At 37.8% G+C, this 19205-nt stretch carries 18 protein-coding genes; 1 reads left to right on the forward strand and 17 read right to left on the reverse strand.

Features of this window, described 5'->3' with window-relative positions:
• Positions 1-45 precede the first annotated feature (45 nt).
• The 16 genes from I6F53_RS00455 to I6F53_RS00530 are packed head-to-tail and all read right to left on the reverse strand — an operon-like array spanning position 46 to position 16445.
• A complete protein-coding gene (locus I6F53_RS00455) occupies positions 46-3786 on the reverse strand; it encodes an H-type lectin domain-containing protein (RefSeq protein WP_197238166.1) in 3741 nt (1246 codons plus the stop codon).
• Complete coding sequence (locus tag I6F53_RS00460; protein WP_197181169.1) at positions 3783-4274, reverse strand: agglutinin biogenesis protein MshP; 492 nt, start codon at positions 4272-4274, stop codon at positions 3783-3785. The genes I6F53_RS00455 and I6F53_RS00460 overlap by 4 nt, the downstream gene beginning before the upstream one ends.
• Positions 4264-5103, reverse strand: coding sequence for a PulJ/GspJ family protein (locus I6F53_RS00465; RefSeq protein ID WP_197238167.1), 840 nt, complete (start codon positions 5101-5103; stop codon positions 4264-4266). The genes I6F53_RS00460 and I6F53_RS00465 overlap by 11 nt, the downstream gene beginning before the upstream one ends.
• Positions 5103-5639 carry a prepilin-type N-terminal cleavage/methylation domain-containing protein gene (locus tag I6F53_RS00470; protein ID WP_197238168.1) on the reverse strand — a complete coding sequence of 179 codons (537 nt, stop codon included), beginning with the start codon at positions 5637-5639 and terminating at the stop codon, positions 5103-5105. Before I6F53_RS00470 ends, I6F53_RS00465 begins: the two co-directional genes overlap by 1 nt.
• Positions 5626-6117: a type II secretion system protein gene (locus I6F53_RS00475; protein WP_166419748.1), complete on the reverse strand. Its 492-nt coding sequence runs from the start codon at positions 6115-6117 to the stop codon at positions 5626-5628. Before I6F53_RS00475 ends, I6F53_RS00470 begins: the two co-directional genes overlap by 14 nt.
• A gap of 8 nt (positions 6118-6125) precedes the next feature.
• The gene (locus tag I6F53_RS00480) at positions 6126-6701 is read right to left on the reverse strand and encodes a prepilin-type N-terminal cleavage/methylation domain-containing protein (RefSeq protein ID WP_197238169.1); all 576 of its coding nucleotides are present in this window, start codon (positions 6699-6701) and stop codon (positions 6126-6128) included.
• A 22-nt stretch (positions 6702-6723) separates the two neighbouring features.
• Entirely contained in the window at positions 6724-7308 is a 585-nt protein-coding gene (locus I6F53_RS00485; protein ID WP_197238170.1) for a pilus assembly FimT family protein, read from the reverse strand.
• Positions 7309-7312: 4 nt separating this feature from the next.
• A complete protein-coding gene (locus I6F53_RS00490) occupies positions 7313-8533 on the reverse strand; it encodes a type II secretion system F family protein (RefSeq protein ID WP_197238171.1) in 1221 nt (406 codons plus the stop codon).
• Positions 8520-10247, reverse strand: a complete 1728-nt coding sequence (locus I6F53_RS00495) for a GspE/PulE family protein (RefSeq protein WP_197238172.1) — start codon at positions 10245-10247, stop codon at positions 8520-8522. Before I6F53_RS00495 ends, I6F53_RS00490 begins: the two co-directional genes overlap by 14 nt.
• A complete protein-coding gene (locus tag I6F53_RS00500) occupies positions 10244-11386 on the reverse strand; it encodes a tetratricopeptide repeat protein (RefSeq protein WP_197238173.1) in 1143 nt (380 codons plus the stop codon). Before I6F53_RS00500 ends, I6F53_RS00495 begins: the two co-directional genes overlap by 4 nt.
• The gene (locus I6F53_RS00505) at positions 11383-12285 is read right to left on the reverse strand and encodes an ExeA family protein (RefSeq protein ID WP_166419742.1); all 903 of its coding nucleotides are present in this window, start codon (positions 12283-12285) and stop codon (positions 11383-11385) included. Before I6F53_RS00505 ends, I6F53_RS00500 begins: the two co-directional genes overlap by 4 nt.
• A gap of 2 nt (positions 12286-12287) precedes the next feature.
• On the reverse strand, positions 12288-13946 hold the full coding sequence (mshL, locus tag I6F53_RS00510; RefSeq protein ID WP_197238204.1) for a pilus (MSHA type) biogenesis protein MshL: 1659 nt from the start codon (positions 13944-13946) through the stop codon (positions 12288-12290).
• Positions 13930-14256, reverse strand: coding sequence for an agglutinin biogenesis protein MshK (locus tag I6F53_RS00515; protein ID WP_197238174.1), 327 nt, complete (start codon positions 14254-14256; stop codon positions 13930-13932). Before I6F53_RS00515 ends, mshL begins: the two co-directional genes overlap by 17 nt.
• On the reverse strand, positions 14234-14929 hold the full coding sequence (locus I6F53_RS00520) for an agglutinin biogenesis protein MshJ (protein WP_197238175.1): 696 nt from the start codon (positions 14927-14929) through the stop codon (positions 14234-14236). Before I6F53_RS00520 ends, I6F53_RS00515 begins: the two co-directional genes overlap by 23 nt.
• A complete protein-coding gene (locus I6F53_RS00525; protein ID WP_231616499.1) occupies positions 14926-15525 on the reverse strand; it encodes a PilN domain-containing protein in 600 nt (199 codons plus the stop codon). The genes I6F53_RS00520 and I6F53_RS00525 overlap by 4 nt, the downstream gene beginning before the upstream one ends.
• Positions 15522-16445: an MSHA biogenesis protein MshI gene (locus I6F53_RS00530; RefSeq protein WP_197238176.1), complete on the reverse strand. Its 924-nt coding sequence runs from the start codon at positions 16443-16445 to the stop codon at positions 15522-15524. The genes I6F53_RS00525 and I6F53_RS00530 overlap by 4 nt, the downstream gene beginning before the upstream one ends.
• A 78-nt stretch (positions 16446-16523) precedes the next feature.
• Between I6F53_RS00530 and I6F53_RS00535 the strand changes: the two genes are divergently transcribed.
• Positions 16524-17432 carry a 1-aminocyclopropane-1-carboxylate deaminase/D-cysteine desulfhydrase gene (locus I6F53_RS00535; RefSeq protein ID WP_197238177.1) on the forward strand — a complete coding sequence of 303 codons (909 nt, stop codon included), beginning with the start codon at positions 16524-16526 and terminating at the stop codon, positions 17430-17432.
• A 3-nt stretch (positions 17433-17435) separates the two neighbouring features.
• On the opposite strand, the gene I6F53_RS00540 is transcribed toward I6F53_RS00535, so the two are convergent.
• Positions 17436-19124, reverse strand: coding sequence for an EAL domain-containing protein (locus I6F53_RS00540; RefSeq protein ID WP_197238178.1), 1689 nt, complete (start codon positions 19122-19124; stop codon positions 17436-17438).
• Positions 19125-19205: the final 81 nt, after the last annotated feature.

Genomic DNA, 19205 nt, shown 5'->3' on the forward strand with positions numbered 1-19205 from the left:
CAGCACAAAACACAAGCTTTGTTCAATTATTATCTTAGTTTACAACTATTCGCGTGTTTCACGCCAGTAAATAACCCGATCATTTCCTCTAAAGCGGCCAAATTGTAAAATAGCACGAGGATTAAGTTGTGTACCATCACCTTGCCAATCCCACTTTAGCCAATCATAAGTATTATATTCTAAGGTAAACTCGCCCAAACCATTTGGTTGTGCATAAATGCCATTGTTTGCAGGATACACTCCCGCTTCTAATTGACCTGATGCTCCACCTCCATATTCATAGCCCAATTGCGGGCTACTAGGTGATATTTGAGTGATTTGGGTATGATCAAACACACTACAGTTATCTTCAGCGTTATTCACAAATCCACTACCGTTGTAATACTGAGCCTGCATAGGAATAAGTAAAGGGTCGAGATCGGAGCCTGCGTTATTGCCAAGCACTAAACGTCCAAACCTAAACTCTATTGGTAAGTCATTTAGTCTTACGCTATTACAACCACCCGAACATGCTGTTTGTGTGTTTGGTTTATCGTTTGCATCAATTAGTGTTGCCCCTTCTATGTTAGAAAGCGTTGCCATTAAACTAACCATGGCAAATGGCCCATCTGGCTGCCCTACACCTAATCTTTTAAGTGTGGTATTTATTTGGCTCATTTGCCATTGGCCGTCACTTATATCTCCCCAGTTATTATTCCCTAGGTTTACTAAGCGGCTAGCAAAATTAGTTGCGGGTATATAGTTAGCTACTTCATTATTTTCGGCATTGATGGCTACACTGGACTTATCAAAGCCCTCTTTATAATTGGCCATTAGCTCACCATTTTGATTTTGTGCCTGTACTGTAAAGCCAAGTTCAAAAGGTTGATCGAGGTAAGTTAAATTACTGCCATAACGTGTACATTGCGCTGCGGCTTGCACACCTAATATTTGAAACTGTGAAGGTGCAAAGCGGCCAACGTTGTATAGTTCACCTTTTACGTCTCCCGCACCAAAGTAATCGGTATCTTGAAGGCCTGCTATTAAATCAATAATGCCAACTTGGTCGTAATTATATTGCGATACGGATTCACTCAAACTACCTGTATCACTAAAGGGTGATGTACTCATCGCTTCAAGCGTACCTGAAATGCCTGGTGTAGGCGCTTTAAGCGATGCCTCTACAAGCGGTTGCTCTGTAATAAAATGCTTGGCAATGGTGTTATTTGTAATATTGCTGTAGTTGTCAGGAAAACCATCGTTGTTAGTGTCTTGCCCTGTTTGCCACTGCACTGCATTCATTTTTAAATCAAATGCTTCGCCCGTTAATCTAAATAAGCTCCCATTAGCGTTTGCTGCATAGCCATCACTTGCAACGCTCATTGCTAATCCAAATGGCTTTACAACATATTCATTTGAGCTACCTGTTAGATTTACTGACAGGTTAGTAATCGGATCTAAAATTAAGTTGGTTTTTACATTTAAACTCAACTTTCCTGCATCAGGATAATTTATAACAATCGGGGCTTTAGAATCACTATCAAAGTTTAGCGTGAACGATTTAGCTGCTTGCTCAATAGCAAAGTTATTATTGTTATTACTAAGTGATACTGTATCAGAGCAACTTGCACCAGCACTGCATGTATACGATAAGTCTAGGCTTACATCGCCACCAGCGGGAAATGCGGCTTCACATACTCCTGTTGTGGTATTTGTTTTTACCGCCTGAATAGATAGCGCTTTTGCATTAAATCCAGTATTTGAAGGCTTAGCTGATAACTGAGTAGGAATTGTAGTATTACCATCGGTTTCGTTATTAAAAATAAACCCTGCATCAGAAAATGTGACTTTACAGCCGCTCAAACCAACATTATTACCACCGATGTAACAACGAAGAGGCGCCGAAGGATCTGCAGTGTTATACCCAAATGTGACGCTACCAGTTGTACGTTTGGCAAACTTAACAGTTGTTGAGCCTGTAAAATTAATATTCTCTCCCGTAACCCAGCTTTGTTGCCCACTATTATCTGGAGAAAGGTTTAAACTAGATGGCTCTGCAAATAATAAATCGCAGGCGTCATTTGCGCACGCTGTGAGTGTCATCTCTTTAGCTTCACACGTTAGACCTTTGTTATCGCTGATTGTTAAACGATAATGATCCAGTGTTTCTGGTGTATAAATGCCACAAAAACCAGGGATACTCTCTGGTACTGGTAGAGCGTCAAACGTTGAGCTCCCTTCGGTAATAATTTGAGTAGCCGATGTAATTGACCCCTGATACGTTACATTTTGTGCAATTCTTACCTCACCAGTGGCAACAATGTAGGCCGCAATATTGGCATCTGCTGCAATAGCAATCGCTCCATCAACATAAATAGCTAAATATGCACCAGTTTCTACCACTATATTTGTTTTACCTATATTCAAAAATGAAGTCGATAAAAGTGATGTGGTGTCTTTTAAAAAAATACGTGTAGGCGCTGTTACTCGGTACTCTGTTTCCAGCATGCTTAACTGCAACTCATCATAGTAATAATCGCCAGCTAAGGAAGTAGGTACTGGCCCTGTTGAGCTACCATCGTTTGTAACCGTTGGTACTTGCGCCGCTTGATTAGGCTCTAAAGAGTTATAGCCACCAGCAACACATGCTTGACCATTACATAAAGGAGGACTCGTCAGCGCTGTAGAGATTAAATTCGTGGTTGTGACAAACTGTGCATTACCGTCTGTTATTTCTACCCCCTGAACCAACTGTACCTCACCGTTATTATAAGTAGAAATAGCGCCCGGGAATAACGTATCACAATCTAAAATATCACCATTAAATACGAAGGTACTGGTCATAGCGAGTATTGAAGCTTCTTCTTTTACGTGACGGCGCTCGTTATCGCCATCACGGTCTTCATCAACAACCAAGCCCAACCTATTTGTTCTTAAGTTACAGCTGCGTAGCCAACCGCCGTCATCTTCTCGGCGTGAGTTTTTACTTGCTACAACTAATGGAGCCACACTAAAGCTATTAGTAAAACTAAAGTAATTACAGCCATTGCTCCAACCGTCAACTTCAAAACCGGTAAAAAATGTTTCCCAGGACACTTCAAGTCCATTATCGTCTGTAAATACGCGGTTACTTCCAGGCTCAACAGCCATATAAGCAACCGTCTCACTTTTTATAACGCCGAGTGCTGTTTCTGAAGCTTCTAAGGCAATATTAACGCCGCTAGCAGATAAAGAATTACTTTCTACTGCAACGGTCAAAAAAGGCACTAATGCTTGAGTAGGTGGGTTACTATCTATGCTGTTGAGCGTTTGTAATGAATGGAAAAAGTTCGGCCTTTGAGTAAATGGTTCCGCGAATACTAAAGACTTATAACCTTTAGGAGTAAATGGGGAAAAACCTGACTTAGGACCATATTGTAGCTCTAATAGTAAATCGGTACTTCCTACTTCCATGATTGTTCCATCAGGAAACTCATGTACGCCATATTCAACAGCCAAATAATGAGCTCCCATCGTAACGTGCTCACCATCCTCACCCGAAGGCTCAAGAGGTAGTGCCTCAAAGCTGGTTGTAGTTATATTACGTATTCTTATTATTGCGGGGTTTCCGCCTTGGTTTGTTGAGAGCATAAAAACAGCAGGAGGTGTTATGTACTGCTGTTGAAAATTTATTTTTGTCCAAATAGGTGATGTGTATGTGTCTTGTAGCTCAATATAGCGTCCTTCAATTTTAGGCGGTACCGCGTTTGCGTAATTACAAAGCAACACGCAGCTAAAAAATATAATGACTAATGCATTTTTCATCATGGTAACGTTTTAGCCTCTACGCTTAGTGTTCTTTGTGTTTGCCAATAGTCTTTTCTGCAGCTACTCCCTGCTGGACAATCAATTGCAGCACACGTTGCACTGCTTTGTAGATAATATATATTCACAAGCCCATTTGCTGTACTGCTGTCGGGTAGGTCTATATATTCATCACAACTTATCACTACTTTACAGTTAGCTAAATATGCAGTTTGGAAAGTTAGATCAGTAGTAACCAATGCACAGCTTTGAACTGAGCTATTTACAGGAAATAGTTGTGTTAAACCACTTTCAAGGCCGCTTTGCGCCGCCATATAAGCGCGAGCGCCGTAATACTCAATCGTGTTTTGTTGTGATGCACCAGAAAGCACTTTAACTAATGCTAACCCTAGCGCTAATAAAGCAACAATAATTACTAAAGAAACAATTATTAAGTTCCCTTTTTGCTTACTGGGTAAGGCTTTTCTGTGAGAATTTTTTTTAAGGTACATTAGGAATATGCACCTCATGGTTAAAGTTCATTACTTCGGTATCGTTAAATTGCATTTGCGCATTTACGTTAAGCACAGCGTTTCTTTGTAAGGAGAGCGCATCAAGAGTAAAAAACAAATCACTCGCTAAATTATTTGCAATATAAATACCTAATAAATCACGTTTAACACCACTGCTTATTTGTAAGCTCACGGCATCTAATTGATTAACAGTAAAACCGTAATTGGTATATCTATATAAATACTGCCCTTCAACACAAAAACTTACCGGTTCTGAAAGCAAATAAAGGCGTTTACTTGGCGACTCTTGGGCAAATGCTTTATTAAATTGCCACTCATCAATTGCACTCGCTGAACTATTAAATGCAGATACTTTTAAGCGCTTATTATTATTTTCATCATATATATCAGCACTGCTTAACGGGTATATCGTTGCCCAATCTCCAGCTTGCGGCTGCGTTAAATTATTAAGTTCAAAATCAACAGCGCTAACATTAAAAGGTGCTACGGTAGGTAGGTAATTTGTATAGTGAGTGGCCGACAAAAATGGCGTAAATTCTAAACACTGCTGCGCACTACACGCCCCGCTAGTATTATTATCGCAAGAGAGCCTTAAAGAATTTGGCGTAGCATGGCGCAACTCTTTACTGAGTCGCGTTATTAAAAAACGAGCTTGTGCAACCGCTTCTTGGCGCTTAACACCCTGTGAGTAAATACTGACACCTGCACTAATAAACGAAAACGCACTTACGGCTAAAATGCCAATAATAATCATAACAAGTAACAATTCTATAAGTGTAAATGCATTTTGGTATTTAGCTCTTTGCATTAGTAATTCCCTTTATATGCACTAAAGCCGTAAACCTCACCTAAAGGTGATGTTACTTCAATAGTAATGCGCTTAAAGGTTGTGCCATCGTTGGTGGTCGATTCATTAAAGTCGCTATCGTACTCAACGGTAACAACTAAATTAAAGTCGCTGTATTGACTTAACACCTCACCTAAACTATTTGTAATAGGTTGGTTAGAAAGTGCAATATAGTCATCTACATCGTTATAACTAGTTCGAGATTCTGAGTCGGTGCCTAAATCGCCTGCTGCTGTACAGGGCTCTGCACCTAAGGTTGTTTCGCCGCAACGCCTAAAAGGAGCGCTTCTATCGCTGTGCTCATCAAACGATTTACTTTGAATTTCGTTCATTAATGATTGACCAAATTCAGATGCTCTTAAAGCAATTATTGGCTCTGCACTTTTTTTGGCTTGCGGGGCTATTAAAGCGGTAATAATGCTAAGCGAAATAGCAAACATGACTATGCCAATAATAAGCTCTATTAGAGTAAAACCCTTCACTCTAAGGGCACGCATAGATAAGCCCTTCACCACTGATACATACGCCTGCTAATCCAACATCTATTCGACATTGCGTAGTACAAGTTTGATTTGATTTACCTAAAGGGTCAAAACTAATTTGGGTAAATATATTCGCGTTACTATCTAAAGCATTAAAGGTTATATCACTTCTTTGTGTGTCTATTTGTACCACTAAATGATCAGTGTTATTAGCATCAGCTCCACCGATACATGTATCGGGTGTGGGGGGAGCAATAAGTGTGGAGGTTATATAAAGGGTATGACAACTTGCCATTGCTGTATTTTGCATGGCACGTAGCTGCACTGTTCTCAGTGCATTTAAAGCACGATCTCGATACGAATAGGCGTCTTCTGTTGAGCTACCCAGAAATTTGGGAACTGCCGTTACCGACAGTATTCCCAATATCACTAGAGTAATAATTAACTCAATGAGTGTGAAGCCACGCAATCGTTGCTTACTACTGCTTTTCATTTATGTAATTAACAACCTTCTATGAAAAGCTCAACTTTAGGCGGCGTCACTATCACTGGCCCAGTAGTCGCCGTTGCTTGAGTATACTCAATACGACATTTGTCATCTGTAGCTGAGTCCCCTGTTGCAGTATAGCTGTTTGGGTAAAGAGTAACTTTTGGTACGGCACCAGCATCAGTAGTACCATTAGTACCATTAGTCGTTTCTACAAAATTAAAGTCTGCTATATCAGCTCCAGTACCATCGAAATCGACATCCAAAAATGCTTCAAAGGCAGCCTCTGTTGCTGCAGGGTAACCATAAACTGTATCAACTGCATCACCTGTATCTACAGTAACTGTAGCCGTTGCTTTTTTGTGATCACTAGCAATAATAGATTTACCGTTTACGATATTCATACCACTGCGAATAGAGCCCTGTAAGCCTTCAAGTGTTGAAGCATTGGCATCACCTTGCAAGTTTAAAAAGCGAGGTGCTGCAGTAACAGCTAAAATGCCTAAAATAACAATTACGATGATCAATTCAACAAGTGTAAAACCTGCTTGTTTATTCATTGGTAAACTTTTTAACGATTGCGTTTTCATAAGTAAGCCTCTTTTTAATTACTTAATTTTTAAATATTTTTACTTTGCCTGTTTTAGCAAAATATGAAAAACCTGTTAACCCTAATATTTCACCCGTATTGGTAGGTATATTTTTAATATCAAGGGTATGAGTTAAATAATAGACGCATTGCGTACTTTCTGCATTGTACCTAACTAAAAAACTTACACTTTTTATTCTTGATATTTCATTACTTAACGTACTACTGGGTGCATCTTGTAAAATTACATTTAATACTTGGCGGCATTTATTAACATTTACAGCTTCTGCACGAGTATCTTTTTTTTCTGTTTCATCACTTGTTGGTGTACCTAACATTCCATCAACACCAACTATTACTCCTCCATAATTAACAAATGTTTTATTTGACCTACTATTTGGCCTTCCCTCTAATTCCCATTGACCTCTAACCATGCCTACGGCTGATGAAAAACCACCTGCGATAGCATCTACGCTCGCATTATGAGCTTGATTTTTAATACCTATATATTGAGGTATAGCAAAACTCATAATTACTGCCAATAAAATAACAACAATAACTAACTCAAATAATGAGAAACCTTTTGAGTAAGCCTTTGATGCTATCACTTGGTTAATTACCTTTAATCGCTGACATCATGTTCCACATCGGCATAAAAATACCCAACGCTAAAATCAGCACCATAATGGCAACAAACACAGTTAAAATAGGTTCTATTTTTGCGGTTAAACTACGTAGGTCGTAATCAACTTCACGCTCATAATAATCGGCAGCCTCTTGAAGTAACTCATCAACCCGACCTGTTTCTTCACCCACCGCAACCATCTGTAACACAAGCTGAGAAAACAGCTCAGAGCTTTTTGACGCTCTAAGTAAACTATCGCCCTTTTCTATATCTTGGCGCATAGTTATAATCGCTTTTTCCATATAGCTATTATCTACAGCATGCGCTGTTAGCGATAATCCCGTGGTCATTGGTACACCAGAGCGCAATACCATAGCTAAACTTTGACTGTAACGTGCAAGCAACGTACGTTTTAAAATATCGCCAATAAAGGGGATTTTTAATTTATATTGATCCCACTTGAAGCGTCCAGCATTTGTATTTAAATAACGTTTCCACGCAAATACCGCACCAATCCCCATAACTAACAGCAACCACCAATAGTTAACAAAAAAACTACTGGTGCCAATTAATATTCGTGTCATTAACGGCAATTCGGCATCAAATTTGGCAAACATGCTCGCAAAGGTAGGAATTACAAAAATATTCAAAATAATCATGGCTCCTACTAAAGCCAAAATGACAAAAGTGGGATAGCGCATTGCTGCTTTTATACGTTTTCGGGTTTCCTGTTCTTTTTCAAAATAAATAGCGAGTTGGTAAAAAGCATCCTCTAACCGGCCAGAACCTTCACCAACCATTACCATTGACACTGTTAATCGGCTAAACACTTCATTATGTATCGCCATCGCACTGGATAAGTCACGGCCTTGTTCAAGCTGTCGAGTAACTTCCATCAAGACATTTTTAAATTCTTTATTTTGTGTTGTATCTGCCAGCCCAATCATTGCTCGTATAATTGGAATCCCTGCTTTTAGTAGCGAATACATTTGCCTAGAAAACATAATCATGTCGTCTAGCGTTATTTTTTCGACAAACAAGTTATCGAAAATTTTAATATTATTTTTTGTTTCAACTAATGAAATTGATATGGGTATAAATTGACGTTTTATTAAACTATCAGCTACGCCAGCTTGGTTGTTTGCTTCTAATTGGCCTTTAACCAATACACCTTTGCTGTCTTTCGCCTTATAGCTATATAGCTGCATCAATATCCCCTACTATTTCTGGGATATACTCAGCCACTTTAAATACTTCATCTAACGAGGTGATACCTTGTTTAGCGTAATTTAATGCCATTGTTGAAAGTGGTGAAAAGTTAGCACTATTTTTGGCTGCTTTTGCAAAGCCTTGTGTATCGTTAGCGCGCAATGCATCCATCATCGCATCATCCATTTCGAGTAACTCAAAAATACCTACACGTCCTTTATAGCCGCTGTGATTACATGCTGTGCAACCTTGCCCTTTAGAAAATTGAGCGTCAGTAACATTTTCGCCTAAGTATTTTAACCAGCTTAGTTCTTGGCGATCTGGCAGGTAAGGTACTTTACAGTCATTGCATACTCGCCTTACTAATCGCTGGGCAATAATAGCCCGCAGGGAGCTTGCCACTAAGTAAGCAGGTGCGCCCATGTCTATTAAGCGCATAGCGCTGGTAATTGCATCATTGGTATGTAACGTTGATAGTACGAGGTGACCTGTTAAAGCGGCCCTTAATCCAATATCGACCGTTTCTTGGTCCCGCATTTCACCAACCATTATAATGTCGGGATCTTGCCTTAATGCTGTGCGTAAAATACTTGAAAAGCTCAACCCTATTTTATTATTTATTTGTACTTGGTTAATACGGCCAATACGATACTCAACCGGATCCTCTACGGTAATAATTTTACTTTCTTGTTGGTTTAACTCACTTAATGCGCCATAAAGTGTAGTTGTTTTGCCCGAACCTGTTGGTCCAGTAACTAAAACCATACCATGTGGACGTTTTATAATACTGCGTACACGCTTTAATATGTGTACTGGCATGCCTGTTTCATCTAACGATAATAATCCTGCAGATTGATCAAGCAAACGCATTACAACTGATTCACCATGCTGAATAGGCATGGTAGATAGGCGTACGTCAATGCTATGACTGCGTACTTTTATATTAAAGCGACCATCTTGAGGAAGGCGTTTTTCAGATATATCTAATCCCGACATAAGCTTTAAACGTAATACTAATGCCGATGCTATTTTTACTTGGTTAAGAGTATGCTCTTGTAATATGCCATCTACACGTTGGCGAATACGCAATAAGCCTTCATCTGGCTCTATGTGAATATCGGATGCACGAACTTGTACAGCATCCTCAAATATAGATTGCAGTAACTTTACAACAGTTGCATCCGATGTTTCGTCACCTAAAGAATTTAAATCAAACTCTTCTACATCTTGGTATTCTTCATGAAGTTGTTCTGCAAAGTTAGTAATTTCATCTGTACGACGATATACGTTGTCAAACGCAGCCATTATCTGACTTTCTTGTACAACGGCTAAGTCTATTCGTTTAGGAGCAAGCATAGTTGCAAGCTGATCAAGCCCTCTTAAATCAGCAGGGTCGCTCATCCCAACCAAAACAGAGTCGCCATTATCTTCAATAACTAATGCTCTATAACGACGCGCATAAACCTCAGATAAAAGCTTAGATACATCGTGTGATATTTTTCGCTGTGATATATCTAAAAAAGGCACTTGTAATTGTTGCGCTAAAAAACGCAATAGTTGTGGTTCACTGATAAACTCAAGTGTAATAAGCGTCGAACCTAATTTACGACCTGTTGCCGCTTGAACATTTAGTGCTTCACTAAGTTGCGCTTCGGTGATCATGTGCTCGTGAACAAGTAAATCGCCTAAGCGCATCTTTAAACTAGGTCTCATACGGCCTCCTTTAGCGCAACTAAACGCTGTAATGCATGCTGGGTCATAGCTGTATTTAATCCACCTAAATCTAGAGCAACCTTATAAAGCTGCTTAGCATCAAGATATTCTCCTAATGCATCCTTTGATGTTGCAAGTGCCAGCCACCACTTAGCTTGACTAGGCTGTAGCTGTGTAAGATGTTTAAAGCTTTCAAGTGCTTTATGGTGCTTACTCGCACTTTGAGCAGCAGTTCCCTGCAGCACCCAAAAATCAAGATTCGCTTGAGATTCAAATTCATCAGTTAAAAGCAGTAATACGCCTTCATACTCCTGTTGCATAATGAGTATTTTGCTTAGCATTACACGCCATTCCAGTACGTTAGGGCTTTGACGAATACCTGCCTGTAAAACCTGCTGCGCAGAATTTATATCTTGTTGTTTAAAATAGGTTGCAGCCAGTAAATTTCGGGCTTCTACGTGTAAAGGCGATTGCGCTAAAATAGCGTTTAAATCACTAATGGCTTCGTTGTATAAACCAAACTGTATTGCTTGTTTAGCTGCAGCTAATTGCTCAATTAATAAATCCTGTGGCGACTTGGCTTCTGGCGCACTTTTAGTCATCGTATTTTGAGGCTTAGCTTTAGCTACTGGAGTTATTTTTGGCTTGCTAACAGTTAACTCACTAGCTGCCAATTCATTATCATTATCTAGTTCAGGGCTTTGTTTAACTTGGGCAATTACAATCGGATCTTCTATTGGCTGAGAAGCTAACAATGTAGCTTCATCCAACTTAGGCTCAACCAAATCATTATCTACTTGATTTACCGGCTCAACTTGCACAACCTTTTTCACAGCGTCTTGTCCAACTGAAGGCTCTACAGTATTTTCACCATCTTCAGAGTCAGATAAATTAGAGGTTATAACCGCAACCATTTTTTGCGGTAGCAAAGCAGGCTGACGTTGAGTTTCTTGTTTGTCAGCATTCGGTAAATACAAGTACGCTAAAAAAATGACGCTTAGCATAATAAGTACAATTACAACTTTAAATGCAATATTCCTTAAGTCATATATTGGTTTTACATTTATGCCTTCTTGAACATTTACTTGCTTAGCTTCTCGTTGTTCAATATTTTTAAGCATATTATTTATAACGCTCATAACCACTGCCTCCATACCCAGATGGCAGCAATAGCTAAAATACTAAACATTAAAGCACTGTAGCTCCAATACTGACCTGTTCGGTATTTTGCGCAGTCTTCAGTATCTTTTATAGCAAGCTGAATATGGCGATTGGTTATTTTATTTAGCCCTTCACCATACGCTTGTAATAGTGCTTTATGGCATAAAATATTAACTAACCGAGGAATACCACGGCTTGCTCTGGCAATTTTAAGCCCCATACTATTATTAAATAAAGGAGGTCTATTAAACCCTGCAACTTGTAAGCGGTGATTTATATAATAAATAACCTCAGCACCAGTCATAGCCCTTAATTTATAAGAGAAACTAATACGTTGGCGTAATTGCCTTACTTTATTATTAGCTAGCTTTTCATCAAGTTCAGGTTGCCCAAATAACACAACTTGAATTAGCTTTTCACTTTCTGTCTCTAAGTTTGTAAATAATCGCAGTGCTTCTAGAGTCTCCCAACTCAAGCATTGCGCTTCATCTATCAAAAGGACTACACGCTCATTATCTTCTTGTAAATCCAATAAATGATGATTTATAAGCTGCCCAAGTGCTTGCTGATCTAATGCTTTATCTACATCCATACCAAGCTCTATTGCAATGGCCCATCTAAGCTCTTCAGGACTTAAATAAGAATTAGGTAAATAAGCAACAATGTAATCTGGCTCAAGCTGGTTTAATAGCTTTCTACAAAGTAGCGTTTTACCTGTGCCAACTTCACCTGTGACTTTAATAAACCCTTCACCCATTTCTATTGCGGTTGTAAGTACCTGCATAGCTTCGTGATGAGGTTCAAGCGCACAAAAAAACTCCGTATTTGGGGTTAACGTGAAAGGCATTTCACTTAAACTGAAAAAGCGCAAATACATAGTTAATTTTCATACCAAGTATTTAAAAGTCTGCGAGTTTCGCCTTGTTGTTTTTTCCAAGTATCGGGCATAACAACGGTTGGTTTAATTAAAATAATTAGTTCTTTTTTCTCTTGGCGCTTACGTATACTTTTAAATAAGTTGCCAAAAATTGGGATATCACCTAGCACGGGGGTTTTCGATTCTTCATCTTGTGTTGATGTTTGCATCAAACCACCAATAACAACTATTTCACCACTTTGAGCGCGAATAACAGTATCTGATTCTCGAATGTTACTTTGTGCTAGAGGCAACTCAAAACGTTGATCGTCTAATGTGATTACTTTTAGCTGTTCTTCTGTTTCAGTTACTGAAGGGTGAACATGTAAAATTACTGAACCGTACTTATCAATTTGTGGCGTTACATCTAGTGCAATACCCGAAAAGAAAGGCGTTAAATCAATCTCTGGCGATGTTGTTGTTGAAGTACCTGTCACTGTTGTGCTCGATACATTCGTTACAAAGTATTCATCTTGTCCTACTTTTATAACAGCTTTTTGATTGTTTGTTGCGGTTACCCGAGGATTAGATAGCATTTGCACATCACCTTGCGTTTCTAGCAAATTAATAACCCCGTTAAAGTCTCCTTTTTGAATAGTTAGCGATGACGCTCCACCAATTGCAGCTGAAATACTATTACTAATAGTAGAACCCGCTGTTGTAGCAAACGAAATACCGCCTTCTAAACCACTCGCTATACGCTCCCAGTTAACACCCTGCTGGTACTCGTCTTTTAAAGTTACTTCTATTATTTTGGCTTCAAGAATAACTTGGCGTTGCAGGTTCTCTTGGCTTTGTCGTAAAAATTCTTTTAGCTGACTAATCTCACTTGGTAATGCATTAACCGTTACCAAACTTGCTTGTGGGCTGGCAACAACATAGCGCCCTTCACTTGCACCAATTAACGACTTAAGGGCGACTTCTAATTCCTTCCAAAAATCGTTTTTATTAATTGTTTGGATTCGAGAACCATTTAAATCTAAGCTTTGATTATCGCCGCCAAACTCACTATTTTGCTGATTGCTACTACTTGAACTAGAACCACTTGAGCCACTGCCGCTTTGCGCAAATTGACTAACCCCACCAGCAACAACACTCACTGTGGACTGGCCATGGCGCTGCATCATTAAATAATTTACAGGTATTGTTTCTGTGCGCATTTTGGCTGGTAGCACCTGTACAATACGCCCTTCGTTAACTATATCTAAAGGGTACATACGTTTAATAACCGCAATCACTTCATTAAATGTCACGCTTTTAAGCTTTAAACTAATGGTGCCATTTACCTCTGGGTGTACAGCCACACTGAAAGGCGTATCGTCTGTTAAACCTGCAAAAAAAGCACCTATTTCAACGTCATTTGCAGCTACATCAAAACGCTTGATTGATAAATCATCACTTATTGTTTGCTCATTATTTATAGATGACAACAAGCTTTGTGTAAGTTCACTTGGCATTTGTAGAGGCGCAATTACTTTAGCCTCTGATGGTTTTACTGCTAACTCTTGCTCTATATGCGTTTTAACCTCTTTACCAGGTTTAAAGCTATGGCAAGCCGTTAAAAATGTAGGCAATAATAGGAGAACAAGCCACGGGTGAGATAAATTATTTTTTAATTTCATAGTCATATAATTCTAATTTTATTTGTTTATCGTCATTTGCTAGCACAACCTTTTTTGAGTTTATGCTTAGCACCCGAAAATCCTCGACAGCATCACCCACTCGATAAATATGGCCAGAAATAATAGCCTTAAATGCGGTACTGTTTTTAATAATAGATTGCAATTTAAGTTCTGTGTTTTGAGTTATACTCTTGTTGTTATTCACATACATATTTGGTTGTGTAGGATCACGTAATTGCGCTAATACACTGGGTGCGAAAGTGAAAAAAAGTAATAAAAAACATAAATTATAATGCGATAAATTTTTCATTAGCGCTCACTGTAGCAATTTGTAAAGTTAGCTCAGCTTGTGGGTACGTTAGTACCTGATAACTAAACTCTTGTATTAACAATTTTTCTTGATTATTTCTTAATGCTGCTAAATATTTTTGTAAGCTAAAATAACTACCTTCCAAAGTAACCACCATCTGATGCTCAAAAAATAATGTTTGCGTATCATGCTCACCCAGTTTTTCAACATCTATAGCCTGCGCAGGTTTTACATTAAATCTACTGACTTTCACATCGCTAGTATCTACGAGTAAATCTTTTAAAACAGCAGGTACATTTTTAGCAGCAACAAAGCCTTGGCTAAAACTATTAAGCTGATTATTTATATCCTCTAGCTTATTTCTTGTCTGTGCTATTTGACCGCGTAACACTTTAGTGTAATCGTGATTAAGTGCTTGATCTAACATAGAGAGTTGAGCATTTATTTGCTGCAACTCCTGCAGCGCTGCATTTTGTTCAGAACGAATATGAGCAACTTCATCTTGCTGTGGAAAAATAACAAACCATAGTCCTAAATAAATCACTATAAATAAGCCAACAAATACTGTTGAATACTTCTCACGCTTTTGCAGCGATGCAAATTGCGCTTGATACTTAGCCCACATAGACCAGCCTTTGTTCTTTTTACTTTGGCTATTTTTTTTGTTGTTCATGGTTTAGCGCCTTTATCAGTAAGGTCGGTCGCCACATTAAATTCACTCAAACCATCTTTTGTTGACAGTTCTAAAACTGAAAATTCTTTATCAATAAAAAAAGATGATTGCTTTAAATTATTAAACCACATAGGTAAAAATTTTGACTGAGACGTTTGTCCTTGAAGAGTTACACTTTGCCCTACAAATTTGATATGCGTAAGCCAAATACTAGGTTCGTGATACTTTGCTAAATCTTGCATTACTTGAGCGTAATCGGTGGCAGATTGATCTGAGCTTTGTTCTAAATAGCTAAATATTTGCTGTTTGTGTAAAACCTCTTGCTGGAGTGCTTTTAACTCATTAATGAATAGTGTTTTATTTTGTTTCTCTGCTAGCTGTTGTTTTACAACTTCTAACTGAGCTTTTCCTTGCTTGAGGTATTGCCTGTTTTGTTCTAAATCAAGCTCACTTGAATAGGCTTTATAACTATAAAAAGCCCACGTGATTGCAATAATTAATAGCGCACCTAACCACAGTGTAATCATTCCCGACAAAGGGACTGGATCTCGCCGAACGCGTAAGGTTTTTTGATAAAAGTTAATCCGGGTTTTCATAGCACAGACTCCGGATCTGTTAATTGATAGGCTGCACCGAGTGCGTAATAGAAGTTAGGTTCTAATTGCTTTGCTAATTCTAAATTAGGCGCAAAATCTACAACTTTTACTTGTAAAAACTCTGCAAGACCAGCCCTTAGTGTGAGTGACGATAAATCATCGCACTGTAGCTGAATACTTCGAATTGGCGGTTGCTTGAGCTGGCTTTCAAAAAAGTCCATAGAACGCTGAATTTCTAATCCTAAGGCTTCTACTAGTTCTTGGTTTTGGTCTTTATCAGAAATACCTAAAAAACCGTTTAAGCGTCTAGCTAATACTAATTGCCCATCACGGATAATTAATATTCTAGGCTCATGATTGGCATGTTGCACAATCAACATATGCGCTTCTTTATACGCGCCAAACAAGGTAACTAAAATCATCTCTTCGGAGGTCATTGCACGTAAAACAGGTTTTGTTTGTTCAAAACTATCTATAAACGGAAGTAGTTGCAGTTTGTTAGTAATAAATACATTCATTTTGCTGCTTTGCATTGGCAACGTTATTGGGTAATCAATAAAGTCAGCCACAATATTCTCAGGAGCTATATCAACTAAATCTTTTGTAGTCCAAGGGAGTGACTGTATTATCTCTTCATCACTAAGGTTTGGTTTATCCATTTGCACTATTTGATAAAAATAGTGTGGTATAACTAAATTTACTGCACACACGTCGTTAGAAACTTGATTTGTGCAAGCAACAATAGCAGCGGTATAATCGGTTTGCTCAGATACATTTACACTGTGAGAACTGTGAACAATCCATTGGTCGTGTTGTTTTTTTAAACATACTGCGTTAACAGTATCTGCATAAGCAGCAACACCAATAGCTGTATTAGGATCTAAACTACGATTTAACCAAGAAAACAGCTTTTCTTTCATATAGCTACTATTGTTAATTATGTATTAACCAAGTGTCGTACATTTTAATTACTTTGCCAAGTTGAAAACTAATAAAAAATGCATCAATCATTCAAAATAAACGAAAATAACCATATTCAACAAATAGATACAACGTTTCTAAAAAAGAGAAATATTTATTTAGGTGTAAAACGTGACGATCTATTACATCCGCTAATAAGTGGTAACAAATGGCGTAAATTAAAATATAATTTAGCGCATATGCAAAAGATAAATAAAACAGAACTACTTACTTTTGGTGGCGCGTTCTCAAACCATATTCACGCCTGCGCAGCAGCAGGAAAAGAATTTGGTATTAAAACACATGCAATTATTCGCGGACCAGAACTTGATAACAACAATCCAACAATTCAATTTGCTAAGCAATGCGATATGCACCTACATGTTGTTAACCGTATAGAATATCGAAAACGCCACGACACCGATTACCTTAATACTTTACAAGAGCGCTTCCCCAATGCTTATATAATTCCTGAAGGCGGTACAAATGAGCACGCCTTATTAGGGTGTAAAGAGTTAGTACAAAGCTTACCTGAGCATAACTACTTAGTTTGCCCCACTGGCAGTGGCGGCACGCTTGCTGGATTAATCGAAGGTAGCGCTCCAACAACAAAAGTAATAGGCGTTGCTGTATTAAAACAAGCTGATTATTTAAATGAAGAAATTAAAAAGCTAAGTAACAAAGCTAAAAACCAAAATAATTGGCAGTTACTCACAGAGTTTCATGGTGGTGGCTATGGTAAGTTTTCACCTGAGTTATGGCAGTTTTGCCAAGATATGGGCCGCACTTATAATTTACCGCTTGAGCCTATTTATAGTGGAAAAATGATGTATGCATTATGGCAACTTATTGAGCAAGATTATTTCCCATCCGGGAGTCAAATTATAGCCGTTCATACCGGCGGGCTTCAAGGCTTAAATGGCTTAAAATACAGAGGCCTAATCTAGAAATTAATTAAATACCGCTTGCGTAAACTCTTGAAGGGGTTCTGAAAAGTAAAAACCTTGAGCCCCTACGACTCCCAATTTATCAAGGGTAAATAGCTCTTTTTGAGTCTCTACACCAACCGCATATACGGGTAGATTTAAAAGATTTGCAGCTTCTACTATTTTTTTTATTTTCTTTTGATTTTGAGTGTTTTCATTTAATAAATGAACAAGTTCGTATGATAATTTAAGCCCACACACTTGGCTATAACCAACTAACATGGCTACTTTTTCACTACTTTTTATATTATCAATTATAATGTGTGAATGGCCTTTTTTGATTATATTAAGCGCATTAGTTAGCAACTCTCTATGAGTAAAAAATTCTATTTCACTTATTTCAAATTGTAATTTAGCATTTAATTTAAGCTCTGCTATTTGATTAGTTACCCATTCCCAAAATGCATTATTAAACCAATTTTTAGGATGTAGATTTATACTAACGGTCAAAGCTGAAGGCTCACTCAGCATAAGCTTTTTAACTTGTGTTATTACAGCTTTATCTAATATTAAAGCGTCTTGATTACTATAAACTTGCTTAATAAAATAACGAGCAGCCAGTAAACCAAGTTGGCTATGCCTAACCCTGATAAGAGCTTCATGCTGTAAAATTTCACCGCTAGAGAGCTCAAATAAAGGCTGGAAGAATAATATAAACTTATTTTTTTTAATGTTTTCGATAACTTGCTTACTAGAGAGTAGTTTTTCTTGGCAATGATTTAACGCTAAGCGATGACAGTGCTGTAATAAATTGCTTTGCGATAACACGAGTGCTGATTTTGCTAACTGATAAACTGTAACTTGGTCAGCGCCTATTTGATAATCACACGCCCCTATTTTAATATCTTTATGGGTAATATTTTTTTGATGATTTTGACATATTAAAAACAAATTTTTATGGAGCTTTTCTATATAGCTATCTAATTCATTAATAGGGATATTTGGTAAGGTGACAGCTAAGTAACTAGAATTTAGTTCTTTTACTGACGCACCTTTAAGTTCGGTCAATTTTTTAGTAATTAATACTTTAAAACTGGCTTCTTTATCCGTTTTTTTATCAAAACTACAATCACACTCAATAAGTAAAAATAAACTATGTGATACTGCATTAGCCCCATATAAAGAGCTTAGCTCGCAGCTTTTCACTTGTTTAATTAGCTGAGTTTTTTTCTGTTTTTGTTGAGTCGTTTTAGTGGGTTGTATAACTTGATTTTTAAATGCTACTTTATGGTTTACTTTTAGTAACCTCCACCAGCGATAAGACCAGTTAACAGCACCTAATATGATCAAATTTAATAATATAAATAAGTAACTTTGTGTTACCCATGCAGGGTAATGATAGAGGCTCAAACTTAGCGTTTTATAAGTAAAAACTTCGCGTTCTAAATTTACTAAGAACCTAAAATGCTCTACAGATTTTTGCACTTCCAGCATAAAGCCTTCACTTTTAGCTAATGCGATCAGCACATCATTATTTATAGAGGGAGATAAATTTAATTCAAAAACCTGTTTAACAAACTGCTGCCCAGAAACATGCACTTTTTGATGTAATGCATCATTCAAAATGAAATTAAAACTAATAACCATCATCAAAAATAAAACAAAAGAGATACCCTTGAAGTTTTTTAAAAGCCAGTGTTTAGTCTTTTGCATAGCCTGCCACTCGTTAAATTATTAACTAAAGTGTTGTTCAAGATCTATAGAAGTACAAGGCTCTACACTAAGTTTAAATGT

This window comes from Pseudoalteromonas sp. SWN29 (assembly GCF_015864465.1).
Classification (GTDB): Bacteria; Pseudomonadota; Gammaproteobacteria; order Enterobacterales; family Alteromonadaceae; genus Pseudoalteromonas.